This window comes from Natrinema salifodinae, assembly GCF_900110455.1.
Classification (GTDB): Archaea; Halobacteriota; Halobacteria; order Halobacteriales; family Natrialbaceae; genus Natrinema; species Natrinema salifodinae.
Window position 1 is genome coordinate 26,463 of sequence record NZ_FOIS01000006.1, and the last position, 16,342, is coordinate 42,804.

15 protein-coding genes and 1 pseudogene are annotated in these 16,342 nt (G+C 66.1%); 7 read left to right on the forward strand and 9 right to left on the reverse strand.

Annotation, left to right across the window (positions count from 1 at the left end; translation table 11 throughout):
- Positions 1–9 precede the first annotated feature (9 nt).
- Positions 10–1,239 carry a Cdc6/Cdc18 family protein gene (locus tag BMY29_RS19745; protein WP_049990581.1) on the reverse strand — a complete coding sequence of 410 codons (1,230 nt, stop codon included), beginning with the start codon at positions 1,237–1,239 and terminating at the stop codon, positions 10–12.
- 828 nt (positions 1,240–2,067) lie between these two features.
- Positions 2,068–2,343: a hypothetical protein gene (locus BMY29_RS19750; protein ID WP_049990580.1), complete on the reverse strand. Its 276-nt coding sequence runs from the start codon at positions 2,341–2,343 to the stop codon at positions 2,068–2,070.
- Between the two features lie 39 nt (positions 2,344–2,382).
- On the opposite strand from BMY29_RS19750, the gene BMY29_RS19755 reads away from it, so the two are divergent.
- Together BMY29_RS19755 and BMY29_RS19760 are read left to right on the forward strand one after the other, a co-directional pair.
- Complete coding sequence (locus BMY29_RS19755) at positions 2,383–3,174, forward strand: RNA methyltransferase (protein WP_049990579.1); 792 nt, start codon at positions 2,383–2,385, stop codon at positions 3,172–3,174.
- Positions 3,175–3,296: 122 nt separating this feature from the next.
- Positions 3,297–4,346 carry a hypothetical protein gene (locus BMY29_RS19760; RefSeq protein WP_049990578.1) on the forward strand — a complete coding sequence of 350 codons (1,050 nt, stop codon included), beginning with the start codon at positions 3,297–3,299 and terminating at the stop codon, positions 4,344–4,346.
- Positions 4,347–4,407: 61 nt separating this feature from the next.
- Here the strand turns inward: BMY29_RS19760 and BMY29_RS19765 are convergent, their stop codons facing one another.
- Positions 4,408–5,067 carry an HTH domain-containing protein gene (locus BMY29_RS19765; protein WP_173424912.1) on the reverse strand — a complete coding sequence of 220 codons (660 nt, stop codon included), beginning with the start codon at positions 5,065–5,067 and terminating at the stop codon, positions 4,408–4,410.
- A 300-nt stretch (positions 5,068–5,367) separates the two neighbouring features.
- The gene (locus BMY29_RS19770) at positions 5,368–6,318 is read right to left on the reverse strand and encodes a DMT family transporter (protein WP_049990577.1); all 951 of its coding nucleotides are present in this window, start codon (positions 6,316–6,318) and stop codon (positions 5,368–5,370) included.
- A gap of 186 nt (positions 6,319–6,504) precedes the next feature.
- Between BMY29_RS19770 and BMY29_RS19775 the strand changes: the two genes are divergently transcribed.
- Positions 6,505–6,987 carry an Lrp/AsnC family transcriptional regulator gene (locus tag BMY29_RS19775; RefSeq protein WP_049990592.1) on the forward strand — a complete coding sequence of 161 codons (483 nt, stop codon included), beginning with the start codon at positions 6,505–6,507 and terminating at the stop codon, positions 6,985–6,987.
- A gap of 99 nt (positions 6,988–7,086) precedes the next feature.
- On the opposite strand, the gene gatE is transcribed toward BMY29_RS19775, so the two are convergent.
- The 4 genes and pseudogenes from gatE to btuC form a co-directional block, all read right to left on the reverse strand.
- A complete protein-coding gene (gatE, locus tag BMY29_RS19780) occupies positions 7,087–9,003 on the reverse strand; it encodes a Glu-tRNA(Gln) amidotransferase subunit GatE (RefSeq protein WP_049990576.1) in 1,917 nt (638 codons plus the stop codon).
- A gap of 55 nt (positions 9,004–9,058) precedes the next feature.
- Positions 9,059–9,634, reverse strand: coding sequence for a cupredoxin domain-containing protein (locus tag BMY29_RS19785; protein ID WP_049990575.1), 576 nt, complete (start codon positions 9,632–9,634; stop codon positions 9,059–9,061).
- A 236-nt stretch (positions 9,635–9,870) separates the two neighbouring features.
- Positions 9,871–11,151 (reverse strand): annotated as a pseudogene (locus tag BMY29_RS19790) (ATP-binding cassette domain-containing protein); the annotation flags it as partial.
- 122 nt (positions 11,152–11,273) lie between these two features.
- Positions 11,274–12,371, reverse strand: a complete 1,098-nt coding sequence (gene btuC / locus BMY29_RS19795) for a vitamin B12 ABC transporter permease BtuC (protein ID WP_049990574.1) — start codon at positions 12,369–12,371, stop codon at positions 11,274–11,276.
- A gap of 61 nt (positions 12,372–12,432) precedes the next feature.
- Here btuC and BMY29_RS19800 point away from each other — a divergent pair, with 61 nt between their 5' ends.
- The 4 genes from BMY29_RS19800 to BMY29_RS19815 all read left to right on the forward strand — a co-directional run bounded on the left by BMY29_RS19800 (position 12,433) and on the right by BMY29_RS19815 (position 15,510).
- Positions 12,433–13,518, forward strand: coding sequence for a PGF-CTERM-anchored ABC transporter substrate-binding protein (locus BMY29_RS19800; protein ID WP_049990573.1), 1,086 nt, complete (start codon positions 12,433–12,435; stop codon positions 13,516–13,518).
- A 274-nt stretch (positions 13,519–13,792) separates the two neighbouring features.
- Positions 13,793–14,074, forward strand: coding sequence for a signal recognition particle subunit SRP19 (gene srp19 / locus BMY29_RS19805; protein WP_049990572.1), 282 nt, complete (start codon positions 13,793–13,795; stop codon positions 14,072–14,074).
- 1 nt (position 14,075) lies between these two features.
- A complete protein-coding gene (locus BMY29_RS19810) occupies positions 14,076–14,336 on the forward strand; it encodes an H/ACA ribonucleoprotein complex subunit GAR1 (protein ID WP_049990571.1) in 261 nt (86 codons plus the stop codon).
- A gap of 103 nt (positions 14,337–14,439) precedes the next feature.
- Positions 14,440–15,510 (forward strand): presenilin family intramembrane aspartyl protease PSH, encoded by a 1,071-nt coding sequence (locus tag BMY29_RS19815; RefSeq protein WP_049990570.1) that lies wholly within the window; start codon positions 14,440–14,442, stop codon positions 15,508–15,510.
- 51 nt (positions 15,511–15,561) lie between these two features.
- Here BMY29_RS19815 and BMY29_RS19820 read toward each other — a convergent pair whose 3' ends face one another.
- The gene (locus BMY29_RS19820) at positions 15,562–16,257 is read right to left on the reverse strand and encodes a DUF6517 family protein (protein ID WP_049990590.1); all 696 of its coding nucleotides are present in this window, start codon (positions 16,255–16,257) and stop codon (positions 15,562–15,564) included.
- Positions 16,258–16,342: the final 85 nt, after the last annotated feature.

Here is a 16,342-nt window from a genome sequence, read left to right on the forward strand (position 1 = left end):
GGTCGGCGATTATTCGTCGTCCTCGAGTACGGCCAGGCGCGAATCTCGCAGGAGCACCTTCTTGACGATCGAGGGGTTCTCGAGCAGGCGGTGTTTCGCGTGGGCGCCGCGGCCGCGGCCCCGCCCTTCGCGCTCGGACTGGATGACGTTGAGGAAGTTCTGTTCCTGGAGGATCTCCTGGACGCGGCGTTCGGAGAGCACGTCGAAGTCGAGCTGGCGGGCGACCTCCTTGTACTGGTTGTAGATAATCTTCGTCGGGAACTCCTTCTCCGAGCTGTTCTCGGTCAGCAGCGTCAGCGAGTAGAGGATGGCCTTGGCCTGCTGGGGCGAGCCCTCGATCAGTTCGTTGAACCGGTCGGCCTCGGTCTTCTCCTTGGCGTCGCGGACGTGGTCCGCCGTGACCCGCGTGTCGTTTCGCTTCTTCGCGATCCGGCCCGCGTTCCGGAGGATGTCGATCGCCTTGCGCGCGTCGCCGTGTTCTTGGGCGGCGAGTGCGGCAGTCAGCGGGATGACGTCGTCGGAGAGCACCCCGTCGTGGAAGGCGTCGCGACGTTTCTCTAAAATTTCGACGAGCTGGTTGGCGTCGTACGGCGAGAAGACGAGTTCGTCACGCGAGAGGCTGGACTTGACCCGCTCGGAGAGATGATCCGGGAAGTCGATCTTGTTCGAGATGCCGATGATGCCGATGCTCGAGTCTGATATTCGACGGTTCTCGCCGGCCCGCGAGAGCTTTCGGAGGACCTCGTCGTCCTCGAGCATGTCGATCTCGTCTAAGATGACGATGGTGACGTCGGTGCAGTGGTCGACGGCCTGCCAGAGGCGCTTGTAGTAGTCGCCGGTCCCCAGACCGCGGTCGGGAACGGTGATCCCGCTTTCGTCGGGATCGTTGACGATCTGGGCGATCGTCTTGACGATCGACGCCTCCGTGTTCTGTTCGCCGCAGTCGATAAAGGCGTACTTCACGGTGACGTCGTCGTGCCGGGCTTCGGTGATCACGCGCTGGGTCACCGACCGCGAGATGAGCGATTTGCCGGTTCCGGTCTTCCCGAAGATGAACAGGTGGTTGGGCTCGCTCCCGAAGATGGCCGGATTCAGGGCGTCCGCAACCCGTTGCATCTGCTCGTCGCGGCCGACGATCCGATCCGGACCGGGCAGGTGCGTGATCTCGAGCAGACGCTCGTCGGCGAAGACCGGATCGTCGTACCGAAAGAGCGGGTCTCGATCGTCGTTGGCGGACATTGCGGTACCCGGTCCCTACCAACTGGACTGAAATAAAGGTATGGAGATCGATCGCGGATGTAAATGTCCCGTCTAAGATACGAGCACCGGGAGAAACGGCCGCATGGCTAATAGAACCGGGAACCGCCTCCCTCGCGCTTCTAACCGCGACCGGCAGCGCGACGAGACACGCCAGGCGACTCCCGTCGAATCGACGGTTCGGCGGCGGGCGATGGCGGACGGCGGCGGACGACGACGAATTCGGGACGGACACCCCCGTCGCGGATGTAAGACTCCGACGCTCACACCGGTAATCGGAACGGTGCGCTCGGTTTCGGCATCGCGACCCCGTGTTCTGACCGGAAACAGAACCCCTATAAGGTCGGCAGAAACCGACGCGATCGTGACTGTACGCGAGATTCCGCGACCCACACTGATCACCTACCGGGGACACACCCCCGTCGCGCTTGTAACGACAATAGGGCGGGGGTGATCGAGAAGTATCCGCGAATACGTGGAAATAGACCCCCGAATCCGACCAGTTTTTCATCCGCGAGGGTAGTGTGTTCCAAAACAGAGTCCCCCCACGTACTTCTGCTTACAAACGCGAGGGGGGTGTGTCCCTCTCTCACTGGCAACCGACACGACCTGCCGCGTTCGATCGACCGTTTCCGCCGATTCCTTCCTTTTCCTCCCATCTACCCACACACTACTTCCCGTCTACCTCCCACACTATCGTCTCCCCGACACCACGTCCACTCGTTGGACATTACATCCACTCGTTGTCGCACGTTCATCTGTTATCGTGGTGGTTCTAGCGATCTATCTAGTGACGTTCTATCTAGTGATCTAGAGTCCTAGAACTAGGTATCTATCAGGAAGATAGGGAAGGAAAGGGAGGAAAGAGACGTTTCGGAGAGAAGACGACCGCAGAACGAAGTCCCGGAACACGCTCCTTTTTGCGATCCCGCTCAGTACTTCGGCTATGACCGCAAACGCGACCGGTATCTTCCCGGCGTCCCGCCGGATCGAGACCGTCCGGCAGACCGCCGCGACTCCCGTCGGCAACGGGCCCGAGTCGAAGGCGAACACCGTCTCCGAGCGCCGTCTCACGATCACCTCCACTGCCGTCCCTCCTCTCACACCTAGTCCCTCCTCTCACCAATGAGCGACGATACTCCCACCACCGACCGACCGACAGATCGAACGCCGCCAGCCGTCGCCGTCGTCGACGCCCAGTCGCCTGGCAACGTCGGCACCATCGCCCGCGCGATGAAGAACTTCGGGTTCGAGGACCTCCTGCTCGTCGATCCGCCCGAACTCGATCCCGACGGCGAGGCCTACGGCTTCGCGGGCCACGCCCGCGAGGACATTCTCCCCAACGCCGAGGAGGTCAGCTTCGATCACCTGGTCGAAAACTACCACACGATCGGCTGTACGGCCGTGACCAACGAGGACGACCGCAGCCACATCCGATTTCCCTACTCGACGCCCGCCGACCTGGCCGAGCGGCTGCCGACCGTCGAGGCTCCGACCGCGCTCGTGTTCGGCCGCGAGCGCGTCGGCCTCACGAACGAGGAACTCGCCCGAATCGACGAGATTTGCTCGATTCCCGCGAGCGCCGAGTACCCCGTGCTCAACCTCGGCCAGGCGGCCACGGTCACGCTCTACGAACTCCGGACGCTCACGCTCGAGGAGACGCAGTTGCCCGACGTCGAGCGAGTCCGCGCGCCCGAGGCGACGGTCGACCGGCTCTACGACCAGTGGGGAGACTTGCTCGGCGAGATCAACCACCCCGAGGAGAAACGGGACAAGACGATGCGGATGCTGCGACGGGTGTTCGGCCGGGCGGACGTGACCGAACGCGAGGCGAACACGCTGTTGGGGCTCCTCCGGCGCGCGACCGAGCGGCCGGCCGAGAACCGATCGGCCGAGAACCGATCGATCGAGGAGTGATCGTCTCGCGATCGCACTCGAGCGCTCGCGATCGTCCGACCGAATGAGAGCGGCCGGTCACGGTCGGGAACCCGGCCGAACGGCCATCACAGTAATATGGGCGTAGTCACCAGCAACACGAGATGACTGCACTTCGCCGACGGACGGCGCTGAGTCTGCTGGGTGCCGGGATGGCATCCCTCGCCGGTTGTTCGGAGACGTCCGACGAGACCGATCCCGAATCCGATGCCGAAGACGAGGACGAAGCCGACGATCCAATCGAGGGCGAACTCCCGTCATACGCCTCGATCCTCCCGACGACCGAGAACTCGTCGTTCTTCTACGGTGCGATCGACGTCGAAACGATGGGGACGTTGCTCGAGGACGAAGGGGCCGAAACGGGCCGGGAACCGACGGATCCGCTCGTCGGCAACCCGGTCGTCGTCGCGCTGCTGTGCTCGTTCGGCCTCCGCCTGCTCGGGACCTCGGCCGGGTTCGACGCCTATATGGAACACAACGAGACCGCCGACGGCGAGGAACAGTTCGTCTACGCCGAGGGCGTCTACGCGCTCGTCGGGACCTACGACCGCGACGAACTCGCGGCCGATCTCGAGGAATCTAGCTACAGCGTCGAAACCGAGGCGGATGCGTACGCGGTCTACACCGACGACAACAGCGACGAAGTCGTCGGCGTCTCCGACGATGTCTACGCCTACTCCTACCCCAACGGGAGCGATTCCGAGTTCGACCCGATCGCCGCCGTCGAGCGAACCGTCGCGACCGCGGCCGGCGAACGCGAACCGAAACACCAGGCGGACGCCGACTTCGAACGGCTGCTCCGCGCCGGCGACGCCACCGGCATCACCTGCTGTCTGTACACCGACGACGACGAGTTCGACGCCGACACGCTCGCCGACGACCAGGCGAGCGACGATAAGGGACTGGCGTTCGAATTCGACGCTTTCGACGGGGCCTACGGCGCTCACCAGCAGCTCGCCGTTTCGGGTGACGCGGGCGCAACCGCTCGTGCAACTGTTGCCTACGGCAGCGAAGACCAGGTCGACGAGGACCGCCTCGAGTCGGCGCTCGGGACGGAAGCGGACGCGGAGACAGTGGCGATTAGCTCCGCAGATCACAGCGAAGCGACGGTGACCGTCGAGGCCGAGTACGGCGGCGAGTTCGCGCGCGAATAGCTGTACCGCTTCTCGTTCGACCGCTCTACTGCTACTGAGTCTACTGCTACTGGGTCTACTGCTACTGGGTTACCGGCGACGCGTCTCGCTCGCGTGCGGGCTCCGCACGGGACTCGTACTGCCCGGTCGAATTGACGGTTCCGACCCAGCCGCAATCGCCGCAGGCGAACAGCCCCTGGCCGTCGATCAAGGCGCCGCCGCAGTCGGGGCAGGTGTTCGTCGCGGCCGATTCGGCCGCCGCGTCGGCATCGGCGGCGGATCCGAGCGGCGTCGGCACGTCACCGGTTCGGAGCGTGGCGATGGCTTCGTCGGTCGTGTACGTCTCCTCGGTTGCGTCGTCGGTGTGAGGGAAGACGCCGATCAGGTCGTCGTCCGCGTAAAGTTCGAGACATAGCAGCGGCGTCACGAGCCGCGCCCGGGTCTCGCCGGTCACCTGCGAAGTCGTCGAGCGCTCCCGGAACGGCGGGCTGACGCTGACGCCGCGCTCGCCGGCCCACCGCGTGAACCGCTCGTAGTTCTCGAGGACTTCCTGATGGGGGCTGTCGTCGGACAGCGCGACCTCCTTGGGCCAACTCCGGAGCAGCAGGTCGTCGATTGCCCCTTCGGACTCGCAAGCGCGGAGCGTCTCGATCTGCTCGTCGATCGGTTCGAGCAGCAACGGCGCGCGCACGTGACACACCGCGGTCAGCTCCGCCGGGTCCGCGTCGCTCATCTCAGTCATTGATCACATAACAGACCAACGTGTGAACTGATAAAGGTTTTCGACGGCGCAGATATGCGACTCTATCGGGTCGACGTGAGTGTCTACTGCAACCGATAGTTCACAGAACCACCAGAAGAGACGTTATTACGGACGCCCGGAACCAGCCCGGTACGGAAATGCATCCGTGTGAAGAAACCGCCCCTCTCGTTGATTCGACCCGTTATCGGCGGTTCGAACTGTTCTAAGCGAGGCGACAAATCAGCGGGAACGAGCCACCATCGGTCGTCGAGCCCACTCGGGTGGAACCGCTCGCTTCGCTTACGACGTCGCGCTCGATCCCGTCCCGAAGGCCGAACGAAGCAGCGCCCGCAGCGCCTGGCGCTTGATGATGACGAAGCCCGCGAGGATCGTCACCAGGCCGACGAGCGTGAGCGAGTCGACGACGTAGCCCAGCGCGATCCAACTCACGCCCATCGCGACCACCGGTTCGGCGTAGCTGACGAGGTTCACCTGCGTCGCCCCGCTGTGTTCGAGCAGTTCGAAGTAGAGCAGGAACGCGAACACGCCGGAGACGATCGTCAGGTAGCCGTAGGAGAGCAGGGCCGTCCCGGTCAGGTCGATCGCCGCGACCGATTCGCCCCGCAGGAACGCCCAGCCGAGCAACACCGCGCCGCCGACGAGCATCGCCCAGGCCTGGAGCGTCTCGAGGGGGAGGTCAGAGTCGATCGGCCGCGTGAGCACGCTGCCGAGCGCGAACATGATGGCCGAGGCGAATACGAGCACGGCTCCGACGGTGACGTCGCCGCCGAGCGCGTCGGGGGAGGGCTGGACGACGGCGATCACGCCGACCAGGCCGAGCACGAAGCCGGCGACGCCGGCGGGCGCGAGTCGCTCATCCGGGAGGACGACGCCGGCGAACGCCACCGTGAGGATCGGGGCGGTACTGACGAGCGTCGCCGCGACTGCGCCCGGGACGTACAGCTCGCCGAGGTACAGCAGTCCGTGGTAGAGCGCGATGACGAAGACGCCGGCGACGGTGACCGCCAGCCACTCCGACCGGTCGCGCGGCCGCGTACGATCGGTCGCGACGGCCGCGTAGCCGAAGACGATCGCGCCCGCGACCGCGTAGCGGAGGCCGGCGAACAGCAGCGGCGGTACGTGTTCGAGTCCGACCTCGATCGCGACGAACGAGGTCCCCCAACAGAGTGCTAGCATCGAAAAGAGCACCGCTTCGCGGTACCCGTCCGGCACTGAATCGAGTAGAGTCATATTCGATTCGGAAATCGTCCCCGTATTTAGATGCTTCTACAAGCAACTCGGTTCTGCTGGACCAAAAATCATACATATGAATGCATTCCGAATCACCCGCCAGATACGCAAGTCGAGTTGGATGAATCTCCAAGTACATCGGTCGGAAGACACATCTTATCGGCCTCCCAACGTCCGTCCATGGACATCGACGACCGCGACGTGCGCCTGCTAAAGGCGATCGCCGAACTCGAGACGGGGAGCCCCGAACGGCTCCACGACGCGACCGGCATCCCGGTCTCGACGATCCATTACCGGCTCAACAACCTCCGGGAGGAGGGGATCATCGAGAACGACCGCTACGAGATCGACCTCGAGGAACTCGGTCTCGGGGTGACCGTCCTGATCCAGGTTCACGCCGACTATCAGGGTTCCTACGAGGAGTTCGCCGATCGTCTCCTGACCGTCGAGGGCGTCACGAACGTCTACTTCACGATGGGCGAGACCGATTTCATCGTCATCGCGCGGTTGAGCGACAGCGGGATGGTCGAGCGCCTGATCGCCGAGTTCGAGCAGATCGAGGGCGTCGACCGGACCGACTCGACGTTCGTTATCTCGGCGATCGAGGAACGGGACGCGCTCCAGAGCTACAGCCTCGAGACGCTGTTAGAAGAGTTGGTCGACGAGTAAAACGGCGGTGATGAGCGGAGAGAAGACGAAAGTCGAAAGAGAATCGAAAAGAGGGATCGATTCCGCCGATCGCGTTTGCTCAGCCCATCTCGAGCCGGTTCAGGCTCGCTTCTGAATCTCTTCGCGAAGCAGTTGGCTCACCAGGTCCCCGTCGGCCTTCCCGCGGAGCGCGCCCATGCACTCGCCCATGAGACCGGAGAACGCCTGCATGCCCTCGTCTTCGACCTGAGCTTCGTTTCGTTCGACGACCTCGACGACGGCTTCGCGGACTTCTGCCTCGTCGGCGCCCCCGAGTCCGGCGTCTTCGGCGGCCTCCTCGGCGGTCCGATCCGGATCCTCCGCGAGGGCCGTCAGGAGGTCCGGCACGCCCTCGTTCGGCAGGTCGCCGTCCTCGACCAGCCGGAGGACGTCCGTCAGATGCCGCTCGGTCAGGTTCTCGACCGCCACGTCGTCACGGCGGAGTTCGGTCAGCGTCGACTCGAGCGTCGTCGCGGCCAGCGTCGGATCGACGCCGTCAGACGAGTCCGACGAGCCTCCGCTCGCGTCGCTCGCGGAGATACCGTCGGCCACCACGTCCTCGAACAGCGGCATGTACTCGCCGTAGGCGACCTGCTCCGCCAGGCCCTCGCCGAGATCGTACTCGGCCTGGTAGCGCTCGACCTTCTCGGTCAGCAGTTCGGGCTCGGGGACGTCGCTCGGGTCGGGTTCGACCGGCGGCACGTCCGTCTCGGGGTACATCCGCGCCGCCCCGGGCAGGGGCCGCAGGTAGCGGGTCGTGCCGTCGTCGTTCGCGCCGCGGGTCTCCTCGGGAACGCCCGCCATCGCCGTCTCGGCGCGGGCCGCCACGGCGTCGATCGCAGCCTCGGCGACATCGGTATCGGCCGCGACGATCGCGACGGCGTCCTCGGGACCGGCGCCGACGGCCTCGCGCAGCGCGTCGACTTCGTCCTCGGTGACGCCGTAGGCCGGCAGTTCGTCGGTGTGGAAGATGCCGCCCGCACCGTGGCGCTTCGCGTGATCGGAGAATTCGGTCCCCAGGCGGCGGTCGGGCGCGATCTCGCGACCGACCAGGCCATCGAAGCCGAAGAGGGGCACGGCCGTCACGGCGCCGCCGGAGTTGACGGCCCCGGCGATGACCCCGCTGTCGGTGTCCTCGAAGACCTCGGTTACGTCCTGCACGTCGCCGACTGACGCCTCGCGCCCGGTCAGTTCGTCGGCGATCTCGACGAGTTCGACCTGGCGGGCAACCTCGTTACGGACGATGTCGTCGATGTCGTCGAGACTCTGGACGCCCTTGATCTCGACGCGGGCGCCCTCCTCGATGGAGACGTTGACGTCCTGGCGGATCGTCCCCAGACCGCGCTTGACCTTGCCGGTCGAGCGCAGCAGCATGCCGATCCGCTCGGCGGCCTCGAGCGCCTGATCGGGCGTGGAGATGTCCGGTCTGGTGCCGATCTCGACCAGCGGAATGCCGAGCCGATCGAGGCTGTAGCGGACGCCCGCGTCGGTCTCTTCGACGCGCTGGGCGCTTTCCTCCTCGAGCATGAGGTCCTCGATGCCGACCGCGCCCTCGCTGGTCTCGATCTCGCCGTCGGTCGCGATCAGCGTCGAGCGCTGGAAGCCGGAGGTGTTCGAGCCGTCGACGACGATCTTGCGCATGACGTGGGCCTGGTCGACGGGGGACATGTCCATGAGCTGGGCGATCTCGAGGACCGTCTCGAGTGCCTCCTCGTCCAGTTCGTGGGGCGGCTCGTCGTCCTCCTCGACGAGGCAGGTCGAGTCGTACGCGAGGTACTCGAACTCGCGTTCGACCTTGCTCTCTTCGAGGGCGGCCTGGTCGAGTTCGCCCAGTTCGCTCCGGGTGGGATGGAGGTAGCGCGTGAACGATCGCGTCGCCTCCTCGGGGTCGCGGAGCTCGGTCGGACACTGGCAGAACAGCTTCGTCGCCGTGTCGAGTTGCTGGTGGATCTCCAGCCCGGCGACGAGTCCGAGGTCCTCGTAGTCGTACTCGGTCATTAGCGGCCACTCTGGGGCGGAAGGGTAAAAAACCGTCCAGTCCGGAGCGCCGGGATCAGTACTCGATTTCGGTATCGCTCGATTCGTTATCGGTCTCGTCGTCGGGTTCCATTCCTTCGTGGTGCTCCTCGTGCTCGCTCGCGGAGAGGTCGAACCCGCCGTCGAGTTCGACGGCACCGCGCATCTCCTCGGGGTGGTATTCGCAGTAGTACTCGGCAGCGTCCTCGTCGGCCTCGATCGTCATCGACACGGCTTCGCCCGCCGTCTCCGACGAGTCGGACGCCTCGAGTTCCTCCCCTTCTTCGGACTCGACGATCAGTTCGTGTTCCGCGCCGTCGACGTTGATCCAGACGAGGTCGTACTCCCCGCCCTCCTCGAGGTTCAGATCGGGGTTTTCTTCGCCTTCGATCTCCTCCGGCGCGATGCCGTACCAGTACTCGCTTCGACCGGCAAGGATGATCGGCTGCTGGTCAGTTTCTTCGTCGTCGTTCACGGCCTCGTCCGTCTCGTCGTCGGTCTCGTTCGTTTCGTCCTCGTCTTGGGCCGCTATCGGTGCCGGCAAGCCGGCGATCGCGGCCGTCGCCCCGATGAGTTTGAGCGCCGTCCGCCGCGTTCTATCAGAACCTGTCATACTCGCTGCGAGACGGCTACGGGAGAGAAAAAGCCGCACTCCCGTTTCCCGGGACAGATCGGCGTTTGCCTCCGGAAACGAACCGCGGGTCGCATCTAGTCGCAGATAGAACGCTCGCCGGATCGACGTAACAGCGGATTATCGCCCGTCGAAACGACGGAACGGCGTGCGATCGCGCGGCGACGGTCCCGCGCCGCGTTGCCGGCGTTTGGCCGGATCGCTTCGCCCGCAGCCTCTCAGCCGTCGATCGAGTCGGTCGACGCGGACGACTGCGAGCGAGACCGGGATCGATCCGCGGCCGCGTACGCGGCTGCGACCGCTTCGAGGATCTCGGCGGGCGTCGACTCGATGGCCTGGCCCCGATATTCCTCGTGGCGCGCTCGATCGCCCATCTCCGAGACGGCCGACCCGTCGGGCGACTGCGTCTCGACGACGACCAGCGGTTCCGACTCGGCCAGCGCGGCGTGAATCGCGCGCTCGCCGCCGTCGCCACCGGCACCGCCGCCGAGCGGGTGCTCCGCGAGCACCGTCGCGTCGGCCGCGCGGACCAGGCGCGCGGCCTCGTTCCAAACCGCTGCCGAGAGCGGTTCGAACGGCGCGACCTCGAGCGCGTCGACACCGAGCGAGCGGGCCGTCTCGGCGGCCGCGTCCCCGCGGGGGACCGGGCCGAGCGTCACCTCGAGTCCGGTGGCCGCGAGTCGGGCGACCGCGCCGGCCGCGGCGGTTCCGAGTCCCGCGACGTGGACGCGATCCGGCCGGGGGCCGGCTTCGGAATCACCACCGGTGTCCGCCAGCGCGGTCACCGTCTCCGTCCCCGTGATCGGGTTCGGCGTCACCACCGCGGTCGCGTCGAACGACTCGGCGAGCGCGTCGCCCGTCAGCACGTCCGACGGCGGCCCGTCCCGTGAGACCGCGCCGTCCGCGAGCAGGACCAGGCGATCGCAGTACCGCGCCGCGAGGTCGAGGTCGTGGATCGCCGCGATCGCGGTCCGGCCGTCGGCGACCAGGTCACGGACCAGTTCGAGCGTCTCGACCTGATGGTTGACGTCGAGACTCGCCGTCGGCTCGTCGAGCAGCATGACAGGCGTCGCTTGGGCGATCGCACGCGCCAGCACGACCCGCTGGCGCTGCCCGCCGCTGACTTCGTCGATCGGTCGGTCCGCCAGGTCGGTCGTTCGGGTTCGATCGAGGGCGCGCTCGACCGCGGCGCGGTCCTCGGGTCCCGGCGAGGAGAACCGAGACCGGTGGGGGTGTCGGCCCATCTCGACGACGTCGCGGACGGGAAACGAAAACGAGAGCGACGTGTCTTGGGGAACGACCGCCACGAGCCGGCTCGATGTTCGCGAGGAGACGCCGTGAATATCGACGCCGTCGACCGTTACCGTCCCGGAATCGGGCGCAAGCGACCCGCTGATCGCGCGCAACAGCGTGGTTTTGCCGGCCCCGTTCGGCCCGACGAGTCCGACGAACTCGCCTGGTTCGATCGAAAGCGAGACGCGTTCGAGAACGGAAACGTCGCCGAACGACAGCGAGAGGTCGTCGACGGTGATCGTCGTTGGCTCGAGTTGTGCTCCCATCTCGTCCCGGATTCCATCGGTTCCGGTCTCGGTCTCGGGATCGTCAGGAGCCGTCGAATCGATCACAGCGAATGCACCTCCCGGCGGACGAGCAGGAACAAGAAGAAGGGGACTCCGACGAACGCGGTGATGATGCCGACGGGAACTTCGGCCGGCCCGGCGCGAGCGATCGTGTCCGTTACGACGAGAAACGACGCGCCGGCGAGTGCGCTCGTCGGTAGCAGGATGCGGTGGTCCGGTCCGACGATCAGCCGCATGACGTGGGGGACGACGAGGCCGACGAAGCCGATAACGCCGGCGACCGCGACGCCCGCCGCGGTGACGATGCTTGCGAGGGCGAGCAGGTAGATCTTGGTCCGTTCGACGTCGACGCCGAGATGGTGGGCGTCCTCCTCACCGAGCAGGAGGACGTTCAAATCGCGGGCGTAGGCGCCGAGGACAAGCACCCCGAGCAGCGCTACCGGGAGGGCGAAGCGGACGTCCTCCCAGGTGGTGTTGTTCAAGTGGCCCATCATCCAGACGACGGCCTGGCGGAGGTCGTCGCCGCTGTGGACCAGCATGTACGAGATCAGCGCGCCCAGGAAGGCCTGGATCGCGACGCCGGCGAGGAGCAGGGTCGCGACCGGCGTCCGTCCACCGTCGGTCGCGATGGCGTAGACGAGAAACGCGGTGACGAGCGCGCCGATGAACGCCGAGAGATGGACGCTCGACAGCGGCACGAGCGCTGGAAACGCGATGGCGGCGACGGCGCCCGCCGCGGCGCCGGAGGAGACGCCGATGATCGACGGATCGGCGAGCGGGTTCCGGAAGAAACCCTGCATGACCGTCCCCGCGGCTGCGAGGCCGAACCCGACCGTGGCCGCGAGCGCGATGCGCGGCAGTCTGATGTCCGCGACGATCGTCTGGTGGGGTCCGTGCGTCTCGAACGCGAATACCTCGGTGTACTCGAGCCCCGGCACGGGAACGGGCCAGCCGATCACGGGGATCGTCCACGAGCCGAACGCGACTCCGGACGGGACGACGAGGGCGTTCAGGGTCGCCAGCGCAACCGTGATCGAATCGATCCTAACTGGACCGAGCCCGGCGCTGACGATGACGACCCCAATGAGGAGCACCGTCAGTCCGATCGACCACGAGAGAACCCGACCCCTGAGTGTCACAGTGATCAATCTCGCTTGCTTTAGGCAAATATTTGTTGGAGTGGCCCGCATGATCGGGCCAATGCGAACAGCAACGATCGTACTGATGACGACGGTTCTCGTCGTCGCCGGCTTCGCACCCGCGACGGTCGCCGGCGGCGCCGCAACCGATGCGACACAGCAAGACGCCGATTGCGACTATCCGCTGACGCTCACGGACACGACCGGCGAGGAGGTAACGCTCGACGAACCGCCGGAACGAGTCGTCGCGCTGCAGCCGAGTGACACGCAGACCGTCTTCGAGATCGGCGCCGAGGACCGCCTCGTCGGAATGCCGATCAACCAGTACACCGACAGTCACGATCCCGGTGATCGGACCGATATCGACATCTCCGGCGACACGCACGTGGACGTCGAGACGGTGATCGCCCTCGAACCTGATATCGTTCTCGCCGACAATGTAACGGAAGACGGCGACGTCGAACAGCTTCGGGACGCCGGCCTGACGGTCTATCACTTCGATACCGCGACGTCGATCGACGACATCCGCGAAAACGTTCGGCTAACCGGGCAGCTCACCGGCGAGTGCGCCGGTGCAGAAGAGCGAATCGACTGGATGGACGACCGTCTCGAGATAATCGAATCGGCTCTCGAGGACGAAGAACGGCCGCTTGCGTACTGGTCGCTCGGATTCGGCTATACGGCCGGTGCCGAGACGTTCCAGAACGAGGTGTTGACTACCGCCGGCGTCCAGAATCTCGCCGCCGAGGCGGGACTCGAGGGATGGCCCGACATCAGCGACGAAGTGATCGTCGAGCAAGACCCCGAGTGGATCATCTACGGCGTCGACGACGAGGGCGACGACCCCGGCCTCTCGGAGGGCGCGATGGCGACGACCGCCTACGAAAACGACCAACTGGTTGCAGTAGACGCGAACCAGATCAATCAGCCGGCGCCGCACGTCGTCTACGCGATCGAAACCATCGTCGAGGAAGTTCATCCCGAAGCCTACGCGGAAATCGAGGCGGAACTCGAGGACGATGCTGATACCGATGGGGCCGACGACGACCAATCCGATGCGAGCGACGAGGCGATCCCCGGCTTCGGCGTTCCCGTCGCGGTCGCAGCGCTGCTCGCGACGCTCGGCGCGTTGACCCGGCGGCAGTAAGGGGAGCGGGAGCGCAGGATCGTTTCGAAGTCGTTTCTCCGTTTCTTCACCGGTGAATCGGCGCTACGTCAGCGAAACTGCACGCGTCGGCGTCCAGCAATACCGTGTATCCGAACACAGGGTCGTATCACGGGAGGAGGGTCGGTAGTCAGTGGTCTCCCTCGCCGTTCGACGCTCCTCGCCGGAACGATCTCCGTTGCTCTCCCGTTCGAAGGCCACGCCCGACGAACCGGTGAACGACCGATTTTTATCCCGCCTCCACAGACGACCCGATATGGTCGAGAACGTCATCTGGCCCGCCTATCTCGATGCGTCCCTCTCGCGGGCCGAGGGACGGCGCGTGTCGGAGGATCTGGCAGTCGAGGAACCGACGGTCGACGAGATCGCGAAAGCCGTCCAGCAGATCGGCTACGACGCCACGATCGAGCGGGACAAGGCCTACTCCCGGGAGCACTGGGCCGATCGGGGCCGGGTCGTCGTCCGCGGGGCCGACGACTCCGCAAAGAACGACCTCGTCCAAGCCGTCGCGGCGTACGTCGTCGCGATGCGCGAGTGAAATGCGCCGGGTTGGATCGGTCATCCGCACCGCACAGGGCCTGGCCGTCCTGCGGGCGGACCAGGCCGACGCCGACGGCGGGAGCAACGGGACCGAGAAACACCGCGACGAGATCGGGACTGTCGTGCTCGACGACTCCCTCGACGAGGTCGGCCGCGTCGTCGACGTTTTCGGGCCGGTCGCCGAACCCTACGTAGCGGTGACGCCGGACGACGACGTCCACCTGCCGTCGCTGGTAGGATCGACGCTGTACGCACGGTAGCGCGTTTTCCGACGTCTCCGCCACCGCGTTTCGGCTCGCTGCGCTCGACTCGTCGGACCGCCGAGTGGAAAAGGCAATAGGAGCGGGGTCCTAACGCCGCGCCATGAACGACCGGACGCGGGTCCTCGCCGCCGTCGGCGTGACGGTACTGCTGTTTCTCGGCGTCCAGCTCGGAGCGCTGGCGCTGATCGAGCCCTTCCACCAATCGGAACGCCAGGCGGTCGAGAACCCCCAGGATCCGACCAACAGCGTCCTCTACTTCGGCGTCATGCTCGCCGCGACCGGGCTGATGCTCGCGGCCTTCAAGTTCGACCTCGACTGGCTGATCCGGCTCCTGATCGTCGGCGTCAGCGTGATGATCGCCCGGTACGTCTTCGCGGAACTCGTGCCGCCGGTGCTCGGCCCGATCGCGTCCGCCGGCGCGGTCGACGCGGTCGTCCTCCTCGCTGCGCTCGGCGTCGGGGCAGCCCTCCTGTGGCACCCAGAGTGGTACGTCATCGACGGCGTCGGGGTGTTGATGGGGGCCGGCGCCGCCGCCCTGTTCGGGATCAGTTTCGGCCTCCTGCCGGCGCTACTGTTGCTCGCGGTGCTCGCCGTCTACGACGCGATCAGCGTCTACGGCACCGAACACATGCTCGATCTGGCCGAGGGCGTGATGGACCTCAAGATCCCTGTCGTGCTCGTCGTGCCGACGACGCTCTCGTACTCCTACCGCGCGGCCGGCAGCACCGACGACGTGATCGAAGACGATCGCCAGGCGAAGTCCCGAGCCGACGTCGACGCCCCGGCAGCCGACGGTGAGAGCGAGACCGTCGATGATGGGGACGCTGACCCGGGCGCCACGGAGACGGACGTCGATGATGCCGGCGAGGACGCCCTCGAACGCGACGCGCTGTTCATCGGGCTCGGCGACGCCGTCATTCCGACGGTGCTCGTCGCCAGCGCGGCCTCCTTCCTCGAGGTCGGCACCATCGCGGTCCCCGGAATCGCGCTGAACGTGCCGGCCCTCGGGGCCATCGTCGGCACGCTCGCCGGGCTGCTCGTGCTCATGTACATGGTCCTCAAAGGACGGCCCCACGCCGGCCTGCCGCTGCTCAACGGCGGCGCGATCGGCGGCTACCTGATCGGCGCGATCGCGAGCGGACTCTCGATCGTCACCGCGCTGGGACTCTGAGCGCAGGACGAACTCGAACGCTCGATCACGATTCCGTTCTCTCGCGGTCTCTCAACCCTCGTCGCCGGAGCGCTCGACGATTTCGACGTCGAGACCGTCGTAGTGGTTCAGGTCCGCGACGAGTGCGTCGATCCGCTCTTGCTCCGATTCGTCCGGAACGAGGTCGTCGGCCGGGTAGACGGCGGCGATGACCAGGTGGTCCCCGTCGTGATCTGGCTGGGCGACGTCGACGAGGACGTCGAGTTCGAAGTCGTCGCGCAGCGTCGCGGTCCCCTCGTAGGACGTGAGCGAGAACTGCTCACCCAGGGATTCGACCGCGCGACCGCCGACGGAGCGCCCGATCTCGAGGCCGTCGTAGCGGTTCTGTACGTGGGCGGCCAGCTCCCCGTCCGACAGGTCGCCGACGGGGTTGAACGACTCGTCGCCGACGGTGACCTGCGGAGTGGTAGCCACGCCGAACACGCCCGCCCGGACCGGTTCCTCGCTGTATTCGGCCGGCAAATCGATGGTCCGGTCGTACAGGCTCGCGTAGCTCGTCACCTCGACGTCTTCGCCGCCCATCCGGTCCTCGTCGACTCGCTTTTCGGTGCCCTGGTACTCGTAGCCGGCCTCTCGGACCGCCTCCTCGGAGACGCGCGCCGGCGCCGCGGTGAACGTCGTCGCATCGTCGACGAAGCTACTGAGGCAGCCGGCCGCCGCGCCGACGCCGCCGGCCGCGAGGGTTCCGATGAACAGCCGTCGATTCATCTCACTCGTCTCGACCAGCCTCGAGAAAATAAACGCCCGGACGATCGTCACGCGCTGATGACCCTTCGACTGACCGACCGGGGTC